The sequence below is a fragment of the Proteiniphilum sp. UBA5463 genome (genome assembly GCF_002427225.1).
Lineage (GTDB): Bacteria > Bacteroidota > Bacteroidia > Bacteroidales > Dysgonomonadaceae > Proteiniphilum > Proteiniphilum propionicum.
This window is the reverse complement of sequence record NZ_DIQL01000051.1, coordinates 36,260-62,329: the sequence shown is the minus strand read 5'-3', so window position 1 is coordinate 62,329 and position 26,070 is coordinate 36,260. Positions and strand designations below refer to the sequence as shown.

Sequence of the window (26,070 nt, the reverse complement as noted above, 5' to 3'; positions counted from 1 at the left end):
CTTCACTGTTATGACAGGTAAAGAACAGATTAAAAAGAAGAAAATATTAATTTTTCACCCTGCTCTTGCACCGTACAGAATAGATCAGCTAAATGCTCTGGGTGAGCTGTTTGATTTGGAAGTGGTTTTTCTTTTAGATAAACTGTGGAATTTTAATATCGATAATAGAAAGTTGCAGGAAGAGTGCCGTTTCAAAAATTCATTCCTGTTAAAAGGGTTTCGGCACAAGGGGCGATTGTTCCGCTTCGGAATGTATCGAATAATAAGAGAGGTGAAACCTGATATTATTTTTGGATATGAGTATTCTTTCACTACCCAATATCTTATTTTATTGAAAACTGTAGGCTTTATCAGACAAAAAGTGGGATCATTTATTGATGACAGCCCTGATATATGTATAAATGTACAGTCTGCTCTGCGTGCTTTTATAAGGAATAGATCGGTTAGACATCTCGATTTTTTGGTTGTAATGTCTGAAGAAGTGTCACGTTTTTATCAGGAGAGTTTTTCGATTCAGAAAAAACAGGTGATCGTTTCGCCCATACTTCAATTACCGGAGAGGCTAAGGAGAGATCAGGAGAAGATAGAGTCAATTGCACTTAACCATATCCGGAATTTCCAGTTGAAAGGGAAAACAACAATTTTATTCGTGGGACGTTTTATTCCCGAAAAAGCATTGCCTCTTTTTATAAGTACAATTTCTAATTTTCTTGCCGAAAGAGAAAATTTCTTGCTGGTACTGGTAGGAGAAGGCAGCGACATGGACCAGTTAAAAACCATTGTTAATGAAAAAAAGTTGGAAGGGAAGGTTATTTTTCCCGGAAAATACCAAGGAAAAGAGCTTTTTGGATGGTATGCTTGTGTATCGGGATTTGTTTTGCCCAGCCTGTCAGAGACCTTCGGTGCAGTTGTTAATGAAGCTTTGATTTTTGGTCTTAAGGTGTTGTGTTCAAAGTTTGCCGGTGCATCGTGCCTTATAAATCCCGGGAATGGAGAAATTTTTAATCCGTTAGACAGTGCGGATACATTGGAGAAATTCTCTCGTTTTTCATATAGTTTGCAACCTGTTGGAGAAGTTAATTTGACCAAAAGGCTGCCTTTGATTGATGACCACACACAACAGTTTATTTATGAATGGAGGAAATTAACTGTATGAACAAAATTTATCAACTTATAACTTCAATTCAGTTAGGTGGTGCCGAGATTATTGCTTTTAACCTGGCTGAACATTGCGCCGGAGAGCCTGGTAACAACACCGAGATAACGATTGTTGAACTGTATCGCACTAAAAATAATTATGCCAAAGTAAAAAAGAGAGAGCTTACCTCAAAAAATATTCGCCTAATTACTTTACACAGGGGTGGAAAACGAATGTTCCCTATATTTGCTACTATTAAATTGATTTATTGTATATGGAAAGATAAGCCATCTATAGTTCATTCTCATACCGATTTGCCTGATTTTGTTTTATCTATTGCTAAGAGATTTTTTAGTTTTTTTAGGCTAGCGTTCCCTGATGTTGTCCGGACCATTCATAGCACCCAATTGTGGCATACACATAACAAGCTTGGTAAAATTTCCGAGTCGGCTTTTAACAACGAATCAATTGTAGCCGTATCCTCATTTGCAATGCATGCCTACGAACAATTGAGAAAAAAATACAATTTGCCGGTCTCTGCCAACAGGCGAATAATTTATAACGGTTCTGTTGTACCTGGACGGCATCCACACTTTTTCAGGATTGATAAAAATAAGATAAATATTGCTTTTTGCGGACGTTTTGAAGATTACAAAGGTATGGAAACACTTATTCCTGCAATCTCGGAGGTAGGGAGAATGTTTCCCAATCATTTTGTGTTTCATATAATAGGCGACGGTTCATATAAGTGCCGTCTGCTTCAACTTTCGCAATTGCTTGACAATGTTTATATGTATGATCCTATACCTAATGTCTCGTCAATGATCTATGCGTTCGACTATCTTTTTATGCCATCACATTTTGAGGGTCTGCCACTTACTTCAATAGAAGCTTCATTTTCAGGTGTTCCTGTGATTGCAGCACATGCACCCGGACTAGATGAGACTTTGCCGGAAAATTGGCCACTGAAGTTCCATCTCGAAAATAATGATGAATTGTATTCCATTTTTGAGAATATTAAAGAAAAAAGGTACAACAAGAAAGAGCTTCAGCAGCTGGCATACAATTTTATAAGTGAAAGATTTTCCCTCAACAAAATGGTTCAATCATATAATGCACTATATAACAAAATGTTATGAGTCAGATTCAGGTAAATATTCTTTTTATGCTTCATCTGCCACCACCGGTGCATGGTTCATCAATTGTTGGAGAATTGGTAAAAGAGAGCAAAATTATTAACGAATCGTTTCACGCGAGATATTTAAACATTATTATGTCGCGCAAGGTGGAAGAGACTGGAAAAACCAGCCTGAGGAAGATTGTGCGCCTTGTAGAGATATGGCTCTTATTGTTGGTTAAGCTTATCCATCGAAGGCCGCGGCTCTGTTATTATTCACTGACAACTACCGGGGCCGGTTTCTTCAAGGATGTAATACTGATCTCTTTGTTACGCTTATTTCATGTGAAGATTATTTATCATATCCATAACAAAGGCATTAAACAATTTCAAAAGAAAAAGCTCAATCATATTCTTTATCGATTTGTCTTTAAAAATTCGCGTGTGATACTTCTTTCCAGGCACCTTTATTACGACATAGAGACGTATGTTGCAGAAGAGCATGTTTTTTATTGCCCTAATGGCATAAAGGATTATCAGCCAAAAACTGCTTTTCTCTCATTGCCTGAAAAGAGAATTTTCAAGATCCTTTTTCTGTCTAATCTTATCAGGGAAAAAGGGGTGTTTGTATTGATTGAGGCTTGCTCAATATTGAGGGATAAAGGATACTCTTTTCAGTGCGATTTTATTGGGGGTGAGGGGGATGTAACTGAAAAACAGTTGAATTCATTTATTAAACAGAAAGAACTAACAGAACATGTAAAATACCTTGGTAAGCGGTACGGTAAACTTAAAGAACTGGCTTTTGAGCAAGCTGATGTGTTTGTGCTTCCTTCTCGCTACGATTGTTTTCCATTAGTAATACTAGAAGCAATGCAGCATAGCCTACCCGTAATTTCCGCCTATGAGGGAGGCATGCCAGATATGGTTGATGATGGAAGCACCGGCTTCCTTATCCCTGTGTATGATGATGCGGAAGAACTGGCCAAAAGGATTGAATATTTGCTTTCCAATCCTTTTGAGCGTAAAAAGATGGGAGTTAACGGAAGGATTAAATATGAAAATAATTTCACCCTTCCCATTTTTGAGAAAAGATTTCTTTCAATATTGCAGGAGGCTGTAAAATAAATTAATTTTTTTTAAATCACCAAAATGCTTGTCGAAGTTTCAAAAGAAGTATATCGAAGGTACTTTCTCACCGATTCAAATCCATTCATAACAGAGGCTTTCATTAGTCTGGTAGAAAAAAAATGTGAGAGGGTTATAAGGCTCATGAAAGATGATGATGTCTCAATCGGGCTCATACTCGGCATGAAAGATGGCATTATCACTTCTCCTTTCTCTGCCCCGTTCGGTGGGTTTCATTATTCGCATGAACATATGTTTTACGATGTTGTTTTTGGTTTTCTTTCAAATCTTAGGGACTATGTAGCCGGTGAGGATTTTAAAAAGGTATTGATAACACTTCCGCCTGACCCATACCAGGTAAATATGAATGCGAAATTCGTTAACGCGTTTATAAGGCTTGGATTTAATATGGCAACACCTGATCTGAACAATTGGGTGGACCTGAAAAAAATTGACGGTACCTGGTGCAAGAATGTGGTGGAGCAGAATTGCCGGAAAGCTATAAAAAATGGGCTTGCCTGGTCTATAATAACCGATAAGAAATCTATTGAAGATGCTTACTCTGTGATTTTAAGAAACCGTAAAGTACAATGCCGCAAAATTTACATGACATTAGATGATATTCTCGAAGTGAATACCATAATACCGGTAGATTTCTTCGCAGTAAAGGATCTTAACGGAAATTGTGTTGGGTCAAGTGTTTTTTATCGTGGCCATAAAAAGATTGTTCAGTGTGTTTTCATGGGCGACGATACGGAGAAGAGAAATATGGGCATCATGAATCTTATGTACAAGAATTGCTTTGAGTACTACAAAAATATGGATTTCGATTATATCGATCTGGGCATCTCATGCCTTGAAGGAGAGCCCAACACTGGATTAATAAGGTTTAAAGAGCTTCATAACTGCGCTACATCGCTCAGGTACACTTTTTTCTGGAGCCCTTGAAATATAGGGGATTATGATTAGGAATTAAGATTGGCTAAATTAAATAATTCAACTTTCACATGTATAAATTCAATGAGCCTATGGTAATACAACTGCCGGATGATTCAACTGTAATCGCAATACATGCGAAAGTCAAGCAAATAAAATTATGTTACAGACTTTTGAATTATACAATGGGGCACTGCATGAGATAAATTCTTCAAAACAGTTGATCACTACATTGAATGCACACTCATTCAATACACTTAAAAGTGACCCTGAGTTTTTGAAAGCGTTGCAGGCCAGTGACAAGCTGTTACCCGACGGTATAAGCATGGTATGGGCTATGCGTTTATTGAAAGGAGTAAGAATAAAGAAAATTGCAGGTGCCGATCTTTTCAAATATGAAATGCAGCGTGTATATCAGCAGAGAGGCAAGTGCTTTTTTCTTGGGAGCTCAGATGAGACCTTGAACCTTATTAAAGAGAGGGCTAAAAGAGAATTCCCGGGACTGCATGTTTATGGTTACTCACCGCCTTTCAAACCTTTTTTTGATGAAGAAGACACTCTTGCTATGATTAGCGCCGTGAATGAGGTTGAGCCGGATGTGCTTTTTGTTGGCATGACTGCTCCAAAACAGGAAAAATGGTCGTTTGAGCACTTCCATCGTCTCAAAGCCGGACATATATGCTGCATTGGGGCGGTATTTGATTTTTATGCAGGTACAGTCAGAAGAGCACCAGGATGGATGATATCGGTGGGACTGGAATGGTTTTACCGGTTAATACGAGAACCGAGACGTATGTGGAGGAGGTATTTGATAGGTAATATCTTGTTTGTGCTTGCTATTCTGAAAGAGAAGTTTTTACAAAATTATAAAGTGTCTCAAACTGTTTCTGTACGGCCGGATGCGATTAAAGGAGAGCAGGCTTGAATAAAGAAAGCTCTCCTTTAGAAAACTTTTTAAAAGTCACACAACATTATATTTTTTAAAATTATGCACACAGATAATATGGGAGTAAAATTATTTTTTCTTCTATTCGATTTATTACTCTTAAACTTATCCGTTTTCATGGTTTATCATTTCAGCCCGATTTATGAATATATAGATCTGCCGGGGAGGGATCTCTATTTTCTTCATGCCAACATTTGCGAATTATTCGCTTATGTTTTGTATTCGAAAAGAAACTATTTTTTTACGGATAAGTACCTGTACAGGGTTAAAGCGTTCAGTATACGTTTTATTATTCTTTTAATTACCATATTTTTACTTGCGGAAATATTTCTTCCAAAGGATTATTACAGAGGCTTTTTACTGGAATATGTAGCATTCTTTTATATTTTGAAAGTTGTTGTTTTTTATTTCATCTATAAATATCATCAATTCAGATACAAAAAGGGTTACACCTATTACAGGGTAGCTATATTGGGCATAGAGAATTCGAGCAGGATATTGGGGAAATTGCTGAATAATAATCCTGCCCTGGGATTCAGGTTTGTAGGATATATTTCAAATAATGAAGATTGTTCTGACTGTCCGGTTTTGGGAGAATTGGATGACCTTTCGTTGTTGTCGGAAAAGTTCAAATTAAATATGCTTTTTGTGACCAACCCTAAATACTTTACAAAAAAAAGGACCAATGAGCTGCTTACCCTGTGTAATGAGACAGGAGTAAGGGTACGTTACATTCTTACTAACGGATATTGGAACAGTTATGTGAATAAAAGGATAGAGTCCTCGGGCTTTTTTGAAATGTTTAATCCTCAGGAGATTCCATTGGATAATTTGAATATGAGAATTGAAAAGCGGATTTTTGATGTTTTTTTCTCAACTGCAATTATCCTGTTAGTTTTCAGTTGGTTGTTTCTAATTATAGGCATTTTTATAAAGATAGATTCTAAAGGTCCCGTGTTTTTTTTGCAAAATAGAACAGGGATAAACAATAAAACATTCAAGTGTTTTAAATTCAGGACAATGACAGTGAATAACGAGGCAGACAGCAAACAGGCAGAGGTTAACGATTCACGAATAACAGCAATAGGGAACATCTTAAGACGAAGCAACATTGACGAGCTACCTCAGTTTTTTAACGTGTTTTTAGGGAATATGTCGGTAGTTGGGCCACGCCCGCATATGTTGAAGCATACTGAACAATATTCTGCATTGATAAAATATTACAAGGTGCGGCATTTTGTAAAGCCTGGTATTACAGGATGGGCACAAGTCAATGGCTACAGGGGCCTTACTGATGAACTTTGGAAAATGGAAAAACGAGTTGAATATGATATGGAGTATCTGGAAAAATGGAATTTCTTTTGGGACATTAAAATAATTATTATGACGGTTTTTGGCAATAGTGCATATAAAAACGCTATGTAGGAATAGTGATGTTATTGTTAAGGCGTGATTTGAAACTTGTAAAAGCATAAAAGATGCGATTGAGAATGAATGAGAGTAGCAAAATATATATTGCCGGACATAAAGGCTTTGCCGGTTCTGCTATTTGGGGAAATCTTCATTCACGGGGTTATACTAATATTGTAGGCCGTTCTCATAGTGAACTGGATCTTATGGAGAGACACTCCGTGAAATATTTTTTTGATAAGGAGAAACCTGAATATGTGATTCTGGCAGCAGCTTTTACGGGGAGAACTGTTGAGAATAACAATAACTGCTGCCGCGCAGATTTCATATATCGTAATCTGCAAATACAGAACAATGTTATTGGCGAGAGTTTTCTCCACAAAGTAAAGAAACTGTTATTTCTTGGCAGTAGTTGCATATATCCTAAAGTCTCGCCACAACCATTGAGGGAAGAAGATTTGTTGACTTCATTACCAGAATATGTTGATGAACCTTTCGCTATAGCTAAAATTGCCGGTATAAGAATGTGCGAGAGTTTCAATATTCAGTACAGGACAAATTATATTTCAGTGGTGCCGGCCGACTTCTATGGGCCAAACGACAACTTTAATCTGGGAAAATGTCATGTCCTCCCTGGTTTGATGCGTAAAATGCATCTTGCCAAATGTTTGCAAGAAAATAACTGGAGTGGTATTCAAAAAGACATTAGGCGCAGGGCATTGGACGATATTGGCGGCGACAGCACCATGGATGATTTTGTTTTTACTTTGAGTAAGCTGGGAATTTACTCCAACCATTTGGAGTTATGGGGTACGGGAAGGCCCATGAGAGAGTTTTTATGGAGCGAAGATATGGCAGATGCATGTGTTTTCATTATGGAGAATATCAATTTCAACGAACTGAAGAAGGGTAAAACGGAGGTCCGTAACTGCCATATAAACATAGGAACAGGCAAGGAGACAAGCATAAAGAGTCTGGCTTTTCTTATGGCTGATATATTGGGTTATTCCGGCAGAATAAAATTCGATACTACTGTGCCTGATGGCTCTATGAGGAAACTGACAGATGTCTCCAAATTAAGGTCATTGGGATGGCAGTATAAAGTTGATCTTGATGAGGGTATCAGGAAGATGTATAAATGGTATTTGGAAGATCTTGAATTTGAATAGTGTTAATAGTACCGGTTGTAATAAATAACAATTTGAATTAATTTTATAAACCGGAAGAGGATAGGGAGCAATTACAAATAAAAGAGTTATTTTATAAAACAACTTGCTGCAAACTTTAGCAATAAACATAAAATATATGGGGCAAAGTAAAAATTCATGTCCTCGATTCAGGGAGTTTGATCGTAGGGTATTTGAAAAGTCGTTGGAATGGCTGAACGATCCTGAAATAAAGTATTTAATCGTAGCACCGGATTCAGACCGGGAGTCACGAGAACGATGGTTTAACAGCCTAAAAACAAATAAATCTCAATACATCAAGTCGATCTGGTGTAAAGAAGAACCAATTGGCGCATTTGGTATTAAACATATTACTCCTGTGGATGGTGAAGTTTGGGGATATATTGGAGAAAAGAAACATTGGGGTAAGACCCTAGGAAAACAGATGTTTCAGTATTTGGTTGATTATGCCAGATCAAACAAAATGACGTCTCTTTATGCCAGATTACTTAAAGATAATATCCGTTCATATAATTTATTTCTGAAGATAGGTTTTGTATTCGAAAAAGATATTGGTGAGAATATGATATTAATGCGGTTGATCCTATAAGCTTACCCTTTTGTTATTGAGCGCTTTCAGAAACAGGCTCTTTTGACTGGGTTTTCAATTGTGAAAAGTACATTGCGAATGAGCGATAAAGGAAGTGAGTCCATTTGCCGAACGGGACAATTATAAGCGCCCATTGTGCAAGCACTATGAGATGGATAAGATAAACCCACCTGACTGACTCTGTGAGGTTAAGATCGATGAAAAGACGAACTAAAAAAGCGGTGATACCCATCAGTAGCAGCCAGGTGACAAAGAGCCAGTCTGATGGTTGCGAGAATTTGTTGAGTGTCCGGCTTTTTTTGATACGACTACCCACAAAATCGAAGGTGATTGCAAAGATCAGTAAGCTCTCAACATATCCCAGAATAATGAAAAACAGATTGTATGTGGCAAACCAGTTAAGAAAAACAGTTGTGAAAAGCAGTGACAGATATGCAAACACCAGGATCATATGTTCAAACCACCTGAAGTGTGTATTTTCCTCACAATCCTTGTATCGTTTCTGGGTGAACATATGGACAAACAACTCACCTGATGTTGAAAAGTACCGTTTCAGAGGTGTTCTTACTTTTGGTTTTACAATAGTGAAGTACCACATACGCAGCAGGTTGGGGACAAATATAACCAGAAAGACAGTGCTGATGGCAATAATTTCGAAACGATGTCCGTAATGAAGCATTTCCTCAAGGTTAAAGTCCCTTGAACAGGCAAAGAAAAGAGTACCTGCAAGAACAAGAATCAGAGCGGCAATGGTAGCAGGGAAGGACCGATAGAGAAGGCTGGAGAGCCCTGTCCAGTCGTATTTCGACGTTAACCACCTTCGTAGCGACATCATCAGTTCACCAGGATTTGCTGTTTGCGGGCAGCTATTGGTACACTCGCCACAATAGTAGCACTCCCATGGTTTTAGTGATGATTTTATCTCATTCTCAATTCCCAGGGCGCTGAGGCGTATCATCTCACGGGGAAACGATTCTTCCGTGGAGGAAAGAGAGCAAACTGCCGTGCAGGTGCCACAGTTGTAACAAGCACTCATATTCACCGCACCATATTTCTTCAGCTCATCTTTAAACTTCGGATTAATTTTTGTCGCCATTTATTTCACCAGTTTATAGGTATAATATTCATCCATATAATCTATCTCTCCAGTTGCAATAATTCCGTATTTAACCAGTGTCATCAGATAGAACGTGATCTCCGACTTAGGGATCCGAAGCTTCTCCGACAGCTGGGTGATAGTGAGATCTTCCTCTTTCAGGGCATCAGTAATCACCTTTTTAATGCGGTTATATTCCTTAAGTTGCTCCTTTGCCTTTTCTGGTATACCTTGTTTGTCCCTTAGGTATTTAGCTGTTTTTCCAATTTCTGTTTCCATCATTTCGTATTTTTACCCTGTATAAGAAAGTAATGCTTCGTTAAAACTTCATTTATAATACTGACAGTCAATAATTTATGCCAGATCCCCAAAAAGTGCCATACTCTATTGATATTCAGTGAACTATAAGAACTGTTTTAAAAAAATTACCGAAGTATTGAGAAAGTAAACTTGTTCTTTTATTTAAAAGTTTGGCAAATATTCTTTTAACATCTATATTGACAAATAATTATCTGGTTTATCCTAAAAATGCTAGTGTTGGGTTATACCAGAACGTCGATCATACTCATCATCTCCTTGCTGCTGTAACCTGTAAGGTCTATGGCATCAACCGGGCAGACAGGGGTACACATTCCGCATCCTTTGCAAACCGAAGCATTTACAATAGCAACCTCTCTATTGTGAACCGCCTCTTTACTAATTGCGTCGAACGGACAGGCATTAAGGCATTTACTACACCAGGAACAGTTTTCTTGGTCGATTTTGGCGATAATCGGCTCAGTCTCCAGCGTTCCTTTGCTGATTAGAGAGTACGACTTGGTTGCAGCCGACAGGGCTGAGTTGACAGACTCGCTGATATTTTTTGGACCCTGACAGGTGCCGGCGATGGTAACTCCATCAATCACCGTCTCCACCGGGCGCAATTTCATATGCACCTCGTTATAAAATCCATCCCTGCCTTTTGGCAGCTTCAGCATGGAGCCTACTGACCGATCGGAACGGGGCACCATTCCAGTGACCAGTACCACCAGATCAGCTTCCACCTCAAGCTCTTTCCCTGCTGAAAGAATATCCTTTACCGCAATAACCATCTTTTGCTTTTTGACGAAGATTTTGGGAAGAGACTCTTCGTTGAACTGCAGGTAGAGATCGCCCATCTGCAGCGATTCAGCATAAAGCAACTCCTGTTTCCCGTAGGTTCTTATACCCCGGTTAAGATGAATATTAACGATTCCATTAAATTTTTTTTTGGCTTCTATAGCAGTATGGATTGCCGAGGTGCAGCAGTAGCGCGAACAATAACTGTTTCCGCCATTGGCCTGGCGGCTTCCCACACAGTAAATATAGACCACATTACTGATTCTCATTCCTTTGTACTCCAATATCTTACCGGTTGAGCTATCAACCAGCTTTTTGAATTCAGGCAGTGTGATAACCCAGTCACTATTCCCGAAACCATATTCGCCATCTTTAGGTGAATAGTGATCATACCCTGTTGCCACCACTATAGATCCAATCTTCATAACCATTATCTCTGACGGATCGCCCTCTTTCTGAGGCTTTTTTCGAATTCTGATCTCGAAATTTCCTATACTCCCTTTTGTAGAGATCACCTCTGCTCCGGTAAGGATAAATATATTCTCACGGTTCCGAATATCTCCGGCAATCCTTTCAGTCAGTTCGTACCCTTTTTCGTCTGTCATCGCGAGGCTGCCCCATTCTGCCGTGTGGCCTCCCAGCCGGCTCTCTTTTTCGATAAGCACCACATTGCTGTTTTTGTCAGCAAGAGATGCCGTCGCCTTCATGCCTGCAATACCTCCCCCAATGACTGCTATGGTTTTTTCAGCTTCAAACCAGTAGGGATACAACGGTTCGGCATATCTCGATTTAGCGATGGCTGCTTTTACCAGGTGAATGGCTTTTTCAGTAGCTCCTGTTTTATCATCGGAGTGAGCCCACGATGCCTGCTCACGGATGTTGGCATGCACATAGGTGTACTTGTTCAGTTCGCCCCGCTCGGTAACATTACGAAAGGTGGCCAGATGAAGCTTGGGCGAACAGGAAGCAACGATCACACCATCGAGGTTATGCTCTTTAATGTCGTTGATCATTTCATTCTGATTACTGTCAGAGCAGGCAAACAAGGTTGTCCTGGCCAGTACCACGCCATCTTCATTTTCTACTGCCCGGCACACCTTTTCCACATCCACATAATCAGATATGTTGCCGCCGCAGTGGCATACGTAAACTCCTATTCTCTCTTTCATTGTTGTTGAGGTTGCGATAAATAACTGATTGCTTCTGAGGATGCCGATCCGGCCGAAAGGATGGAGTCGGGGATATCCATCGGCCCTGAGGCTGTTCCGGCAACGAACACTCCGTCGATACTTGTTTTTGAAGGACTACCCATTAAATCTTTCTGAGCCACAAACCGGTGGAAATCGAGTTTCAGCGATCCGGCATCAAAGATATTTGAAACAGCCGGGTTAGATTGAACCCCTACAGATAGAACCACCATATCGTGCTCGGCCTCGGAAACCACACCACTGCTTATATCTTCGTAGCGAAGGATAAGGTTTCCGTTCTCTTTCTCGGTAATCTTTCCTATTTTTCCCTTTATGAAATTGACTCCCATCCCTTTGGCTTGCTGGTAAAACTCTTCGAACCCTTTGCCGAATGACCGGATATTGATATAGTATATAGTTACATCAGCCATTGGTAATGCCCCCATGAGCAGTTGTGCCTGCTTAATGGAGTACATGCAGCATATCTGTGAACAGATGGGATTGCCCACAGTGTTGTCGCGTGAGCCTGTGCATAGCACGTAGGCAATCTTGTCGGGCACCTTGCCATCTCCAGGGCGCAGTATGGTGTTGTAGGGGCGGGTAGGAGCTATCTCTCGCTCCATCTGCATGGAAGTGATCACATTCTTGTATTGTCCGTATCCGTAACGGGGTATCTCTAGCGGGTCGAACAATCTGAATCCGGTTGCCAGTATCACTGTCTTCATTTTAAGTTCATACAACTCAGTCTCCATTGTGAAGTCGATGCAGTGTGTGGGGCACACTCTTTCGCAGGCACCACAAAGTGTACAGTTCTCAATATCAATTACTGCCGCTTTGGGGTTTGCTATGCTGAAAGGTATAAAAGCTGCCTTTCGTCCTATCAGGCCGTACTGGTACTCATCAGTCACGTTTACGGGACAGGCCTTTTCGCATAGCTGGCAAGCGGTGCAGTCCGCCACATGGACATAACGCGGTTTTTTTGTGATTTCAGCGGTAAAATTGTTCTGGCCCCTCTTACTTACATGTGTAACCTCACTCTCGGTGAATATGGTAATGTTTTTGTGGCGCGCAATCTCGGATACCTTTGGTGTGGTAATGCATGCTGCACAGTCGAGCGTCGGGAACACCTTACTCAGCAATATCATCTTTCCTCCCAGCGAATGGTCCTTTTCTACCAATAGTACCTTATAGCCAGTATTGGCGAGGTTAAGCGCAGCCTCACCACCCGCGATACCGGCACCTATTACCAGCGCATCGTATTCAATTTTTATTCTCTCTTCCATCAGAAAAATCAAATTTCACTCATAATAATGAGCATTGTTTCTTATGCATTCCTGGTTTTCAGCAGGTAGTCGTTGAAGCTGCGTATCTGCTTCACAAAAGCTTCACTGCAGACCGAGCAGATAGCTGCCATACGCAGGCGTGCCGGATCCAACTCTTTCTCTTTCATCTGCTCGTGTGTCATACTCACAATATTACCCGTTTTTTCAGTGCAACTTTCACCAAAGATACAGTCGCTCCCGTCGGCAGCAATGAAAACGCCGTCGAACCCTTTTTCATATGCATACATGATCCATGCCGGCTTGATACCGCCGGAACATGGTACTGTGAGGGTATAGACAGTAGGCGGGTAGTGTAATTTCAACAGTCCCGCCATATCAATTGCAGGATCGGAAATTTTCTCGGTTGAGAAGACAAGTATTTTTGCACTTTTTTTCAATGCTCCATTCATAACAGAAACGGATTAATATATTTTACACTCCGGAAACGATTATGGTTCAGCTACAATATAGTGTGGTATTCAGGTAACGTTAGAATTATTTTTTTCTCATGTAAACCTTGAAATACCCGTTCTCTTCTACACATCCAAGGTACTCATGTCCCTGTTTGTTGCACCATTTGGGAATATCAGATTTTGTGCCTTCGTCGGCAGAAAGAATCTCCATCACATCACCACTGCTGATGGTGCCTATTGCTTTCTTTGCTTCAAGAAGTGGCCCGGGACAAGCTGTACCGCGTGCATCTACCGATTTTGCCACTGTTAATGTTCTCAATTCATCTGTTGTCATAGTTGTATTGTTTGTATTGTTTGTAATGTTTGTTCCTCCCTGTTTAATTTCGGGAAGGAGCATGATAATTAGTAATTTAACTTTCGCATGAATAATTTACTGATATATACAGCTGACTATAAGCTGTATATATGTTTTGTGGAATACCCACCAGATTAAACCATTGTTTGTTTATAATTAGATGAACCATTGCATGCTGCTCTCTCCTGCATCGGCAACAAAGGTTGTGGCCCCAGCATACCGAAGATCGGGATAGTCTATCATCTCCTCCTTTTTAAATCCCATAAGGTTCATCGACATCTCGCAAACTGTGATCTCTACTCCCAGGGCAGCTGCCTCCTGAAACATTACATCGAGCGACATCACATTTTGCTTTTTCATTAGAATTTTAATCATTTTAGGCCCTATGCCACACATGTTCATTTGTGAAAGTTTCAGCTTGTTGCGTCCCTTTGGCAACATCATTCCGAACATTTTCGAAACAATATCCTTCCCTTTTGCCTTCTTTTTCGGATCTCGCAGCGCTGAAAGCGCCCAGAAAGAGAAGAATAGTTTCACATGACTGTCCATTGCTGCCGCTGCAAGCGATATGATCATCGCCGCTAATATCTTGTCCATATCTCCAGAAACGATAGCGATGGATAGCTGATCTTTGCGTGAATCCTCCAGCCGGCCGGTTCTTGATTTCAGGGTTTCCAGTTCCGCCAAAAACTTATTCATGGTGATCTCTGTTGAGTTATCCATAACATTTTAAAATTTAGTGATTTAAACTATGACAAATTACGGAAATATTTCTGAAAAAATAACAGAAACCAAGGTGTTGTATAATACAATTTTTTGTGATATTAATCACATCATTTTACTATCTTCGCAGTGATATGCAGAGATTATTTTCACCTCATTAACTTTAAAATATGATTATGAGTGAGTGTCTGAATTGTGCTTGTGTGATGAGATCGATGAACAGGTTGAATAATTGCCAGGTGGAACAGCTGGAAAAGAACCATGCAGTGGTTAAATTCAAGAAAGGCGCCTCTATTATCAGGCAGGGAATGTTCTCAACTAACGTGGTATTCCTTCGTAATGGGCTGGCTAAGATGCATTTGAACGGACCTTATCACGAGCAGATTGTGAGGGTGATAAAAGCGCCCACTTACCTGGGGCTGCCTACCACCTTTGGCGATAAGATTAATCAATACTCCATTACCGCTGTAATTGATAGTGAAGTGTGTTTTATCGATATGAATGTTTTTTCGATGGTTCTTCGTGAGAACAGTGACTTTTCTACCCATATCATTCAGGAGCTAAGCAAAAGCGAACTGGAGACCTACCGGCGGTGTGCGAACCGTACGCAGAAGCAGGTGAGGGGGAATCTGGCAGATGTATTGCTCGATTTTGCCGACAATATATTCGGAAGCGACGAATATACGCTCCCTCTTTCACAGTCGGAGATTGGCAACTGGGTTGATGCCAGCCGCGAAAGCATCAACCGGCTTCTTTCGGAGTTTGTGTCGGATAAAATTATTGACATGAAAGGGAAAAGAATACACATCCTGAATAAAGCTTCACTGCAGCTTATCAGTCAGTACGGATAATTTTCTCTTTCCGGCAAGCTGTAAACACCCTCCTCTAGTATTTCACGGTGGGAGAGATTGTTAGTTATCTCTACAAAATTTCCAGAATGCATGCCGGTAGTAACCTGAAAGGGTTCAAAATAGTAGTCCATGCCATATTTTTTAGCAAGCAGATAGATATACCCGGTTTCACCTGCTATATCCAGCGCGCTTTCCGGAACCCCTTTCCCTATGCGTTCAGAAATGATCACATCAGCCTCCACATACATGTTATTAATGCGAATCAGTAGTTGAAACTGTCCGCTAGTTTATTTAGTTAAAGTGCTTAAAATTAATGAAATAAGCATGCCAAGTATTTGCTCAATCCACTGGAAATCATTAGCTTAGAAGAAAATTGCCACAAATTCTCTAAATAATGATTTCCAGGAAGAAACAGGCAAGGAAAAGTAGCCCCGAAGATAACGATCTGACCTCCTTTAAACAGCTCTTGGGTGATCATATCTGTAACACAAGGATCTTTGGAGACAAGATATATTCTGATTTTAAATACTGATTCGCATAATTTGTCAATTATCCTTGCTAAAATCTTGTTATTTTGGCAGACTTTTTTCCATGTCAACGCAATCGAACCTTATACACACTACACTTCCATTTGTAAACATAATATAAGTGTACAGGAAAAAACCATTTTCAGAAACCTTAAATGCGACATCGCCGGTACCGTTTCCATTGTTGGTACCACCGTAGGTGCCTTTTGTGAGATTCCATATTGAAGAATTGAGTCCGGTATCGGTGCTGACATCATATATATATGCTGTATCATCAGTGCCGCCGCTATTGAGATTGTTATGTATTACATAAGGCACTTTATTAAAGACAACATAATCTGCAGCATTTGATACTAATACAGATGACGGGCCAGATGAATTTATAGCATTGGTTTCACCGTCAACCCACGAAATAAAAGAGGGATTGTTGCCGTATGCAATAAAATAATCTGCAGTAAGGTCAGTAGAGCTGGTCGATACAACATCAACATTATTAGCCCAATTGATATTTGTACCGGTTATTGTGACGAGTTGGGGATCCTGAGATTGGAGAACACCTGCTTTAACCTGCCACCTGGCAAACCTGTTTCCGGCACCCATTATTGGAGCAGTAATAATTGCATCACCATCCACACTCCCAATTATCGACAACTTCCTTCCAATAGCAACTCCTCCCGCCCATGTAATATATGGCTCGGGAGTTCCAGTGACCCCTTGTATTTTCCAGACCTTGAATGCGCCATTATTAGATGCATCATTGGGAGCCAGATTACATAGCAATATATTATTGTTATCATCACCTGTATGATAGAAATTTATAAGATTTCCCTTTATTCCGTTCATATTAATAGTATCCGGGGATAATGCGCCTGTTTTACTGTTTACATATATACTTCCTTTGTCTCTGGTGTTTATTGCTAAATAATCATCCAATGCAGCTATACCTCCTGTTACCTGTAGAACATTGATTTTAAGGTCATCCTGCAATTTTTTACTCCATAATAAAGTACCGCTTCCTGACCTTATTCCCGAAGCTAATTTAACAGGAGATACTCCATAAATTGTATATGTTACATCTTTGAAAAGATTATTGATGACTAATTTTTGAGGTGTTCTTAAATCAAATTTCACAATAGTATCTGATATGGAAACCAACTTTGTTCTGGGATTGAATTTAAAATGCAATTCAACATCAGATAAATCATTTTCATTAAAAAATATCAGTACAATTGTCTTGTCGTCTTTTGATATTAAAGCGTTAGCCACATCCTCACCATCTTGAGCTGTAACAGCCTTTATAGGATTTATTACAGGTACCACGGGAATGGATTCATCTATGCTTTCTTCCTTGCATGAAGTAAAAAGCAGACAAAAATAAATCAATATGTTTAAATAAATCAATATTTTTTTCATGACAAATTAACTTAAAATGATTACCACCAAGGATTTTGAACAAGACTCTTTGTTTTATCTATTTCTGTCTGTGGAATAGGAAACAAATAGTACTCTTTTTTAAATATACGAGTTTCAAAAGGAACTATGTTGTAAAAACCAGTAAATGAGAAATTATTCGTCGATGGGCTTCCTGCATTGATATCCATACCCCACATACGTCCGCCATCTCCCCACTTACGGTTATCAGTTACTCCATCCTCATCGGGTGTATGAGCCAGCCACCGCCTTCTGGAAGTAAAATAGCGATCTCCCTCAAAACAAAGTTCTATCTGCCGTTCTCTTAAAATAAATTCTCGTTGCTTTTCTTTATTGCCTGATATCTCAGGATAAACCTGGAATACGCTTGGAACCCCGGCTCTTTCACGAATCATATCCCAGTATTTTCGTATATCTGCATTATTGGGATCATATTCGTTTAATGACTCAATATAGTCCAACAATACTTGAGCATAACGGATGTATACATTTATATAATCTTGTGGATAAGTCCGGTCACGCATATTGGCCATTGGGTCAACATTCTTGAATGCCAAATATCCTGTTCTTGAAAAGAATGTATAAGAGCCTGATTGGCGGGATACCCCTCCATAGTATAACTCTGCACGACCATATCCGTTTTTTTGGCCTACTGAACTGTAGTAGTCTCTTTTTGCAACATCATCAGGTATTTGAGGTATTACTCTTTTGTTATACAAAATAGCAGCATAAAATCGTGGTTCCCGGTTGGCGTACATATTCCATTCTCCTGTCCAATGTCCCCATGCTTCAGAAGTACGAATATCTGCAATTATTTGTTTTCTTCCTGTATCTGAATTAATATTTCTATTGTTCGGATTCCAGTGCGGCCCACCTACAGTGGTGAACCCATCCTGTATATATCCCGACATCGGATCATCTATAGTTCTTCCGTTTTCCATAAGGAAAGCATCAACTACTCTTTGTGTTGGCCCAACTCCCCCAAGATTGTTGGGACCCGGAGAGGTATGTATCATCCAGGCTTGTGTTTGTCCTGTTCCATATGCTCCCCATATAATTTCACAGTTCCACTTTATTAATTGTACATCCACTACCGATTTGTATGGATTAAACACTGTACCGCCATTTTCGTTGTTTTTATATAATTTCAGTCTTGCTTCGGGTTGTGTTTCTGAAATATTTATTACATCCTTGCAAGCGGCAGCCGCCTTTCTCCATTTATTCTCATCATATGTTGTATTAGCAAGTGGCGTTCCATCCGGGTTTTTGAAATCGGCATATTCTTTGTTTCCATTCCATTGAGGGCTTGCAGCGAAGGTCAACACCACAGATTTAACAGCCTTGCACACTATTTTATTAGGCCGGCCAATATTGATTTGGTTATCCCACCAGTGAAGTGGTAAATCCTTTTCAGCTTCATCCATCATTTCCACAATATAATCAACACATTCATCAAATGTATTCCGGCTAAATGATGCATAATCGGCGTTCAGGGGCTGTAGTTCTTTAATCAGGACCATAGGGCCATACTGGCGTATCAACAACCAATAATAATAACCACGTAAAAATTTCGATTCAGCTTTATATTGTGTTATTAATTCAGGACCAAGTTCCAGACACTTGTCAACATTGGCTTCAAATACATGTGAAGCACGTATAGCTCTGTAATAAGGTTCATATTTTCTATAAAACCAAGATGTTGTTGTCCAGTTTCCTAAATTGATTGGATATGTATTATAAACAGTCCATGAGTTGTCAATCTCGTCAGAACAGCCCAGCCATGGATCATCTTGATGAAGGTTGTGTCTTGGAATAGCTGCGTAAATATTTGCAAGATAAGATAGTACATCGTTTCTGTTAGCCCAGACTTTTTCATCTGTCCTGATATCTTCGGGTATTTTATCCAGGAAATCAGAACAATTAGTTGTAATAACTATAAACGCTATTAGAATTAAAAATATAAAATTTTTCATAATGATCTGTTTTAGAAAGTTGCTCTTAAACCAAAGTTTAATTTCCTGGGTAAAGGATACCTATTTCCGTTTTGTGTACCTGTTTCAGGATCCCACATATCCCATTTAGACCAGAGCGCTACATTTGTAGCCAGTAGATAAAGCCTTAGTCCCTGCATACCATAGGTTGAAATGTATTTTTTATTTATATTATACCCAAATTCCAAATCACCCAGTCGCAAAAAATCCCCGCTGTAAATTGTTCGTGTTGATATCTGCCAATTGTTGGTTGACCTTCCGTTTGACATACGCGGATAAAAAGCGTTCGGGTTAGGATTCTCCGGAGTCCATCTATCTAATGCTTTTGCAAATACATTTCCTTTGCCAACTCCTTCACTGAATGGAATAAATGTAGACCCGCCCAATGAATATGTCACATTAGCCTGGCCCCGGAAAAAGATTCCAAGATCAAATCCTTTCCACAGAAACTGAGCTCCGAAGCCATAATTTATTTCAGGAATACTGGAGTAACCAATAGGCGATATATCATCAATATCTATAACTTCATCGCCGTTTAAATCGGCATATTTAACATCACCAGGGCGCACCGCTCCAAAAGTTTGCTCCGGACTATTATCTATCTCTTCCTGATCCTTAAAAAGCCCGATAGCAGTAAGTCCGAATTGCTGCCCATATCTTCTTCCTGTTAACATCCGTTGCGGAGAAACACCTTGTGGTTCATCATTAAATAATATCTTATTTCTGTTGAAGGCGAAATTTCCATAAATGCGATAATTGAGTTTATCTATATGTTCATTTACCTCGATGGTTGTTTCAAATCCACGGTTTACCATTTTACCCATATTTGCAAATGGTGATTGATTAAATCCTGATATAGCGGGAATAGAAGATCTTGTAATAAGTATATCATATCTTTTTTCATGGAACAGATCAAAATCGAATGAAAACAGATCGTTGAACAATTTAAATTCAATCCCCAGATTTTTTTTAAGTCCTTTTTCCCAGGTCAGTGTTGTTAAGCCAACTTGCTGTTCACCCAATCCCCCTACAGCAGTAGGATTGTATCCCCACGCATATCCACCCAATCCGCTACCCCAGGTTGATAGGTAAGCGTAGCGCAAATTGTTTGGTAACGCCTCGGAACCGACTAAGCCATAAGAGCCTCTAAGCTTTAAAAAATTGACAGGTTTAAATTTCCAGAATGTTTCATTTGATATTACATACCCTAATGCAATGGCAGGAAATATACCGAAACGATCTTGTTTGGGGAAATTTTCTGAACCATTGTATCCAATATTAAATTCAGTGAAATAAGTATCTCTGAATGAATATGTGGAACGAAACGCTATACCTTGCTTTCTATATGGGAATGAGGTTATTGATGTTGAGGCAGTATTATTGTTGAAGTCACGCTGATAATACATAAGCATTCCCCCTACACGGTGTGAATTCATGAAAATTTGTTCGTAGTTTAATTGTGCTTTAGCTTCAATAGCCCTTGATGAGCCTGAGTTAAACGAATACCCCATTACATCGGAACCTTTGGTAATCTCTTTTACGGTAAATTCACCTGTATCGTCATCAATTTTGTCAACGGCGTATGTTGACATTTGTTTTAAACGTGCCTGAGAGGAATTATTATATCCGTCATATGAAAAAAAACCCTTTAAATTCAAGCCTTTTAACAAAAATGAAAGATCCTGATTTAGAATCAGCTGACTCATTATTTGAAAGGTATATCTTGTATGGTATCCTGATCCCAACAACCTTTCTGCCGGATTCAATTCCCCGATCTGACTTGGAGCACCCCAGCCCCATAAAGTATTTCCATCTACATTCTTCCCTATAGGCAAACGTACTGGAGCTGCAAGAGGATTGGATAGATATGCCCAATAGTAAAGCTCTTCCACCGGGCTGTTAAACCATGTTGAATAGAGAGTCCTGTTCCCAACTCCGGGTTCATGCTGATCCATAAGATTCGCTCCAAGTTCTAAATTGACAATCGTTGACTTTGTCAGGTTCATATCAATATTAGAGCGGAAGTTATATCGTTTTACAGTGATATTAGAATCATAATTATTAAGAGGATAATTCCTCAGATTCCCTTTTTCTTGAAAAAAACCTGCACTAACAAAGTAACGGGCTCTTTCTGCTCCTCCATTAATATTGATTGTTGCATTGCTGTTTGTAGACCATTTTTTAAAGATTTCATCAAACCAGTTTACATTGGGATAAATAAATCTATTTGAGTTGTCTCTCAAATTCTCAATGTAATCTTTTGAATAATTCTCATGTCCCAATGCTTCATTATATAGCATGGCATAATTAGCTCCATCCAAAAACTTAGGCAAATTTGGCAGATCGGAAATACCTGTTTCCATTTTTACATCAATTACCGGTTTTTGAGCAATACCTCTTTTAGTTGTAATGACCACAACTCCATTAGCAGCTCTGACTCCATACACAGCAGTAGCAGATGCATCTTTTAATATTGAAATTGATTCTACCTCCTCTATTGAGACATTATTCATATCTCTTTCAACACCATCCACCAGAATAAGTGGTGCACTCGAAGTAAATGATGATAATCCTCTCACCCAAAATGATGCATTGTCATATCCCGGCTCTCCTGAACGCTGTACAATAGTCGCACCGGCTATGCGTCCAGACAATGAGGACACTAAGGAGCGCTGTGGAATCATTAAATCTTGGGTTGACACAGATGAAATAGAACCTATCACACTTACTTTCCTTTGTTTACCCATACCAACAACAACAGCTTCATCCAGGAGTGTTGTTTCTTCTGTCAAAGTGACATCTATTGCCAATCTGTTTCCAATTGTTACTTTCTGTTCATGAAAACCAATAAAAGAAAAGATAAGCACCTCTCCTTTTTCAGCTTCTATTACATAATAACCTTCAGTATCAGTTACAACGCCACGAGTAGTTCCTTCAACCGTAACATTGGCTCCGGGTAAAGAATTTCCACTTATGTCAATTACTTTGCCTCTGATAAGCATTCTGCTTTGAACAGTTTCATCTATTGTTGTATTTGCATATGCTTCCATAACAGGATAACATAAAAACACAAATAACAACTTCAGCATTACCATAAATGCAGCTTTTGTTAATTTGAAGTTAATATTTCTCATACATAAGATTTTTTAATAAATAAACATGTCTAAATGCATTTAAATTAAATTTGAATATTTTAATATGAATATCTAATTAATTCAGTAATGAGATAAATAATTCTATTTTACATTATAGTCTGTCATTAAATATTTTACCTGTGATATATTCAGCCGGAAAGAAATAATATTCTCCAGAAGTTGATTTTTAAAATGTTTTATTAATTTAAATTTATTCATAATTTTGGTTTTATGAATAAGCGAAATACTAATAAATCATGGATTCCAATATAATATTTAATTATATTATACAAATAAAATATAAATATAATTAATGAACAAGGAAATGATTAAATATTTACAGGTATCGATCTGTTTTTATATTTTTCAAACGTATACAGATTACTTTGTTGCTGAAATTTCGCATATGGTTCGATAGCGGCTAAATATTTTGTAAATATTATGAGTGCGCAAATTACCCGCAAATAAAAAAAGCAGCTACATTCTCTTTTTATGTAACTGCTTGATTGTGAATGTAGCGAGACCGGGGCATGATCCCGGGACCTCATGATTATGAATAATTGAAGACTGTATTTCTCCCGCTTTCTTCATTTTATATACTTTATTTATATATCTTATTATTAATAATATAAACGAAAAATATTTCTTTATTCGTTTCATATTTATTTTCTATTTTTGTTTACCCACCTTTTAAAACGAAGTAAAATGGCTAAAACAATTTTTGACTATCAAAATAGAAATGTATCGGTTACTTTAACCCGCAAAGTAAGGAACAAAGGTGATGAATTTGCTCCTGCATTTTGGCGGATTACCTATAATCGAAAACTGAAACATTACACTTCCGGCTTTACATTTATGGCTGACGATTGGGATGATTTCGTAAATACTGGCATTGCTCCCCAAACCACAATGTTATCTATAAGTCACTCATTAGCTGTATCCCCTACTTTAAGCAGTTATTTAGCAACAGGAATAAGTTATGCTCGGACTAATGGGGCAGCGGTTATAAATAACTCATGGGGTGATTATGGAGGCGCATATTATGAGTATTTACATAGTACTGTCTTAGAAGATGCTATTCGTACTGCATTAATTTCTGGAAGAAACGGAAAAGGATGTGTTGTTGTTTTTGCATCTGGAAATGTAAACAGAAATGGGGTAGATTATCCAGGATCTTTTGATTCAAGACTATTAGTCGTAGGAGCAACAACTACTTCTGATAGAAAAGCCAGTTTCTCTTCTTATGGTTCAAGTCTTGATGTAGTGGCGCCCGGAGTTGACATATTGTCTACTGTTCCTAATAATGGTATCGAGTATATGAGTGGCACGTCAATGGCTGCCCCTCATGTAAGTGCGGTGGCTGCTTTGATTCTCTCAATTAATTCTGACCTTGCAGGATCTGAAGTTGTGAGAATTATTGAGAGCACTGCGCAAAAGGTTGGAGGATATTCTTATGTAACTACATCAGGGAGACCAAATGGAACATGGCACAATGAAATGGGATATGGATTACTTGATGCGTTTAATGCTGTTTCAACAGTAAGCGGGGTTGTTAATTTTGTAAATAAAACTGTCACTTCAAATACAAATGTTGCTGGATGGAGTATCTATGCACAGAATGTTACGGTTTCCCAATCAGCCATACTTAATTTTACAATTGGAAATCTTATAACGATTGATTACCCTTTTACAGTTAATGCAGGTTCACAATTTATAATAAACTTGTAATAATTTCACTATTAACTCAAAACTCATTTACAATTAAAATAATAAAGGTGGTTTTTTTGCCACCTTTATTTATTAGAAGAAATCTACAAATATCTATCAATCTAATTATTTTCAACCTTGGTTATATACCAACAGGATGTTGTGAAGAAGTTTCTGATATATCTGATAAGAGAAAGAATAGGTGACAATTTTCGGGGTTTTAGGCTGAACTTTTGTTTATAATGTGGATTTATGAACCACAAGTATCTATTAATCTGGATAAAGTCGTTTTTCTTCAAAAGTTTCTCAAACTTTTCTATTGGAACTCTACATTCCTTTATATCCAGCAATTCATCTACACAAGTTTGTTCCTCTCCAAAAGAATATAGTAGCCATCGATATATAGGTCTCGGTAAAAGATGGAAGAATGGCAGTTTTGACAAATATTTATGTCTACAAATTTGTTGATGCCCCCCAAAAGGCATTTGCCATGCGGGAAATCTCCAAAAAATAATACCATCCTTTGCTACAAATTGTTTTATATGTTTCAAAAATTCATCTTTGCGTCCAATATGCTCTATCACATCATGCACCAGTACAATATCATACTTCTCGTCCCCGTCTCTATTATTCATATCAAAAAAATCGATTGAAACGAATTTGCCCTTAATATTCAAAGATTCATAAAACGAGTCAGCCTCTAAAATCCTTTGTTCCGAACGATCAATTCCTGTTACATCACAACCAATCTCTGCGAACGGCAATAAATTTCCTCCCTCCCCACATCCAACTTCAAGTACTTTACATCCTTTACTAATAGAATAATACTGCCGTACATAATCAATATAAAACTCTCTTGAAGTATTTGCAAGTTCATTGAAATAACGCAATCGATCTGAATGTCTCTCTTGCATATAATATTTTTTACATATTTTTATTTGACTTAGATGAGAGTACTTACTGCCTCTCACTAAGTTGCAAAGGTAAAAAAATTACAACAACTTACGTGTAGAAAGCTTTTATATAACACATGAAAGTTTCTGTAAATCTCAATCCTACCTTTATTCTTTACCTATGTAAAATCTTTGATGTTTTAGATTACTACACATTCACATGCGTCATTTATTCCTATTTAGTTATTCATGATTAGTAAAGCATTTTGTTGCTTCCTCTGTCAATTGTTCCGCTTCCTGTTCTTTCAGCCTTGCCCTTTCCAACTTTTTAGCTTTTTTCGATAACAGCCTTTTCGTATAGTTCCACTTGTTTGCGAATTATTCTCCCGCTATCCCCCCCGGTTCTCAAAAATACTGTCCAAGCTGATTACTCCTGCAGGAGTGATTTCTCCCTGCATCTGAACGTACCGGTATTTAAGATCGTTGTCCTTATAGGTGGCGATTTCTTTCCGCTGGTAGAATACGATGATAATAAAAAACAGACATATAATACATAATCCGATCATCCCGTAAAATATCTTGCTGGAAGCAATACTGAAAATATGGTGGTGTTCGGTTCTTACCGGTTTGCGGATTTCTCCAATCGCTTCATCCAGTTTACCGGATAACTCGTCTATGGCCGACAAGTCCGGTAGTTCAATATCGGGTTGGATGGGGTTGTTGTTCCTGCTCCCTGCCTTTATAAGCCCCCTGATTTCTTCAAAGAGCGTGTATATCTCGTTAATTTCTATATTCTTCATTTTTTAATATGTTATTATGTTATTGCCTTGATGTTTTATTGCACCCTTGCATTTATGCATTGGGGCACTGATGTAATGAGATCATGAAGCC

At 38.6% G+C, this 26,070-nt stretch carries 23 protein-coding genes; 10 read left to right on the top strand and 13 right to left on the bottom strand.

The window, feature by feature from the left end; all coding sequences use genetic code 11:
• Positions 1-10: 10 nt before the first annotated feature.
• From B3B27_RS08530 to B3B27_RS08495, 8 genes are all read left to right on the top strand, one after another.
• The gene (locus B3B27_RS08530) at positions 11-1,156 is read left to right on the top strand and encodes a glycosyltransferase (protein WP_286834097.1); all 1,146 of its coding nucleotides are present in this window, start codon (positions 11-13) and stop codon (positions 1,154-1,156) included.
• Positions 1,153-2,277, top strand: coding sequence for a glycosyltransferase family 4 protein (locus B3B27_RS08525; RefSeq protein WP_238866414.1), 1,125 nt, complete (start codon positions 1,153-1,155; stop codon positions 2,275-2,277). The genes B3B27_RS08530 and B3B27_RS08525 overlap by 4 nt, the downstream gene beginning before the upstream one ends.
• Positions 2,274-3,383 carry a glycosyltransferase family 4 protein gene (locus tag B3B27_RS08520; protein WP_286834099.1) on the top strand — a complete coding sequence of 370 codons (1,110 nt, stop codon included), beginning with the start codon at positions 2,274-2,276 and terminating at the stop codon, positions 3,381-3,383. Before B3B27_RS08525 ends, B3B27_RS08520 begins: the two co-directional genes overlap by 4 nt.
• Positions 3,384-3,407: 24 nt before the next feature.
• The gene (locus B3B27_RS08515; protein WP_286834101.1) at positions 3,408-4,331 is read left to right on the top strand and encodes a hypothetical protein; all 924 of its coding nucleotides are present in this window, start codon (positions 3,408-3,410) and stop codon (positions 4,329-4,331) included.
• A gap of 148 nt (positions 4,332-4,479) precedes the next feature.
• Entirely contained in the window at positions 4,480-5,244 is a 765-nt protein-coding gene (locus B3B27_RS08510) for a WecB/TagA/CpsF family glycosyltransferase (protein ID WP_286834103.1), read from the top strand.
• A gap of 63 nt (positions 5,245-5,307) precedes the next feature.
• Entirely contained in the window at positions 5,308-6,690 is a 1,383-nt protein-coding gene (locus B3B27_RS08505; protein WP_286834105.1) for an exopolysaccharide biosynthesis polyprenyl glycosylphosphotransferase, read from the top strand.
• Between the two features lie 65 nt (positions 6,691-6,755).
• Complete coding sequence (locus B3B27_RS08500) at positions 6,756-7,844, top strand: GDP-L-fucose synthase family protein (protein WP_238866419.1); 1,089 nt, start codon at positions 6,756-6,758, stop codon at positions 7,842-7,844.
• A gap of 136 nt (positions 7,845-7,980) precedes the next feature.
• The gene (locus B3B27_RS08495; protein ID WP_286834107.1) at positions 7,981-8,451 is read left to right on the top strand and encodes a GNAT family N-acetyltransferase; all 471 of its coding nucleotides are present in this window, start codon (positions 7,981-7,983) and stop codon (positions 8,449-8,451) included.
• 13 nt (positions 8,452-8,464) lie between these two features.
• Here B3B27_RS08495 and B3B27_RS08490 read toward each other — a convergent pair whose 3' ends face one another.
• The 7 genes from B3B27_RS08490 to B3B27_RS08460 form a co-directional block, all read right to left on the bottom strand.
• The gene (locus tag B3B27_RS08490) at positions 8,465-9,547 is read right to left on the bottom strand and encodes a 4Fe-4S dicluster domain-containing protein (RefSeq protein ID WP_286834109.1); all 1,083 of its coding nucleotides are present in this window, start codon (positions 9,545-9,547) and stop codon (positions 8,465-8,467) included.
• Positions 9,548-9,829 carry an ArsR family transcriptional regulator gene (locus tag B3B27_RS08485; protein WP_238866423.1) on the bottom strand — a complete coding sequence of 94 codons (282 nt, stop codon included), beginning with the start codon at positions 9,827-9,829 and terminating at the stop codon, positions 9,548-9,550.
• A 260-nt stretch (positions 9,830-10,089) separates the two neighbouring features.
• Positions 10,090-11,814, bottom strand: a complete 1,725-nt coding sequence (locus B3B27_RS08480) for a CoB--CoM heterodisulfide reductase iron-sulfur subunit A family protein (RefSeq protein ID WP_286845225.1) — start codon at positions 11,812-11,814, stop codon at positions 10,090-10,092.
• Positions 11,811-13,115 carry a CoB--CoM heterodisulfide reductase iron-sulfur subunit A family protein gene (locus B3B27_RS08475; RefSeq protein WP_238866426.1) on the bottom strand — a complete coding sequence of 435 codons (1,305 nt, stop codon included), beginning with the start codon at positions 13,113-13,115 and terminating at the stop codon, positions 11,811-11,813. The genes B3B27_RS08480 and B3B27_RS08475 overlap by 4 nt, the downstream gene beginning before the upstream one ends.
• A gap of 41 nt (positions 13,116-13,156) precedes the next feature.
• Entirely contained in the window at positions 13,157-13,564 is a 408-nt protein-coding gene (locus tag B3B27_RS08470) for a hydrogenase iron-sulfur subunit (protein WP_238866428.1), read from the bottom strand.
• An 85-nt stretch (positions 13,565-13,649) separates the two neighbouring features.
• Positions 13,650-13,901, bottom strand: coding sequence for a sulfurtransferase TusA family protein (locus B3B27_RS08465; RefSeq protein WP_286845222.1), 252 nt, complete (start codon positions 13,899-13,901; stop codon positions 13,650-13,652).
• Between the two features lie 177 nt (positions 13,902-14,078).
• On the bottom strand, positions 14,079-14,645 hold the full coding sequence (locus B3B27_RS08460) for a DsrE/DsrF/DrsH-like family protein (protein WP_238866431.1): 567 nt from the start codon (positions 14,643-14,645) through the stop codon (positions 14,079-14,081).
• A 176-nt stretch (positions 14,646-14,821) separates the two neighbouring features.
• On the opposite strand from B3B27_RS08460, the gene B3B27_RS08455 reads away from it, so the two are divergent.
• The gene (locus B3B27_RS08455; RefSeq protein WP_238866432.1) at positions 14,822-15,496 is read left to right on the top strand and encodes a Crp/Fnr family transcriptional regulator; all 675 of its coding nucleotides are present in this window, start codon (positions 14,822-14,824) and stop codon (positions 15,494-15,496) included.
• Here B3B27_RS08455 and B3B27_RS08450 read toward each other — a convergent pair.
• The 4 genes from B3B27_RS08450 to B3B27_RS08435 form a co-directional block, all read right to left on the bottom strand.
• Entirely contained in the window at positions 15,484-15,744 is a 261-nt protein-coding gene (locus B3B27_RS08450; protein WP_286834141.1) for a hypothetical protein, read from the bottom strand. The genes B3B27_RS08455 and B3B27_RS08450 overlap by 13 nt on opposite strands.
• A 321-nt stretch (positions 15,745-16,065) precedes the next feature.
• Positions 16,066-17,436 (bottom strand): DUF5018 domain-containing protein, encoded by a 1,371-nt coding sequence (locus tag B3B27_RS08445; protein ID WP_238866436.1) that lies wholly within the window; start codon positions 17,434-17,436, stop codon positions 16,066-16,068.
• A 20-nt stretch (positions 17,437-17,456) separates the two neighbouring features.
• Positions 17,457-19,427: a RagB/SusD family nutrient uptake outer membrane protein gene (locus tag B3B27_RS08440; protein WP_238866438.1), complete on the bottom strand. Its 1,971-nt coding sequence runs from the start codon at positions 19,425-19,427 to the stop codon at positions 17,457-17,459.
• Between the two features lie 11 nt (positions 19,428-19,438).
• On the bottom strand, positions 19,439-22,579 hold the full coding sequence (locus tag B3B27_RS08435) for a SusC/RagA family TonB-linked outer membrane protein (RefSeq protein ID WP_238866441.1): 3,141 nt from the start codon (positions 22,577-22,579) through the stop codon (positions 19,439-19,441).
• A gap of 705 nt (positions 22,580-23,284) precedes the next feature.
• Between B3B27_RS08435 and B3B27_RS08430 the strand changes: the two genes are divergently transcribed.
• Positions 23,285-24,307, top strand: a complete 1,023-nt coding sequence (locus tag B3B27_RS08430) for a S8 family peptidase (RefSeq protein ID WP_238866443.1) — start codon at positions 23,285-23,287, stop codon at positions 24,305-24,307.
• Between the two features lie 101 nt (positions 24,308-24,408).
• On the opposite strand, the gene B3B27_RS08425 is transcribed toward B3B27_RS08430, so the two are convergent.
• Positions 24,409-25,200: a class I SAM-dependent methyltransferase gene (locus B3B27_RS08425; RefSeq protein WP_238866445.1), complete on the bottom strand. Its 792-nt coding sequence runs from the start codon at positions 25,198-25,200 to the stop codon at positions 24,409-24,411.
• Between the two features lie 368 nt (positions 25,201-25,568).
• Entirely contained in the window at positions 25,569-25,979 is a 411-nt protein-coding gene (locus B3B27_RS08420) for a hypothetical protein (protein WP_238866447.1), read from the bottom strand.
• Positions 25,980-26,070 lie beyond the last annotated feature (91 nt).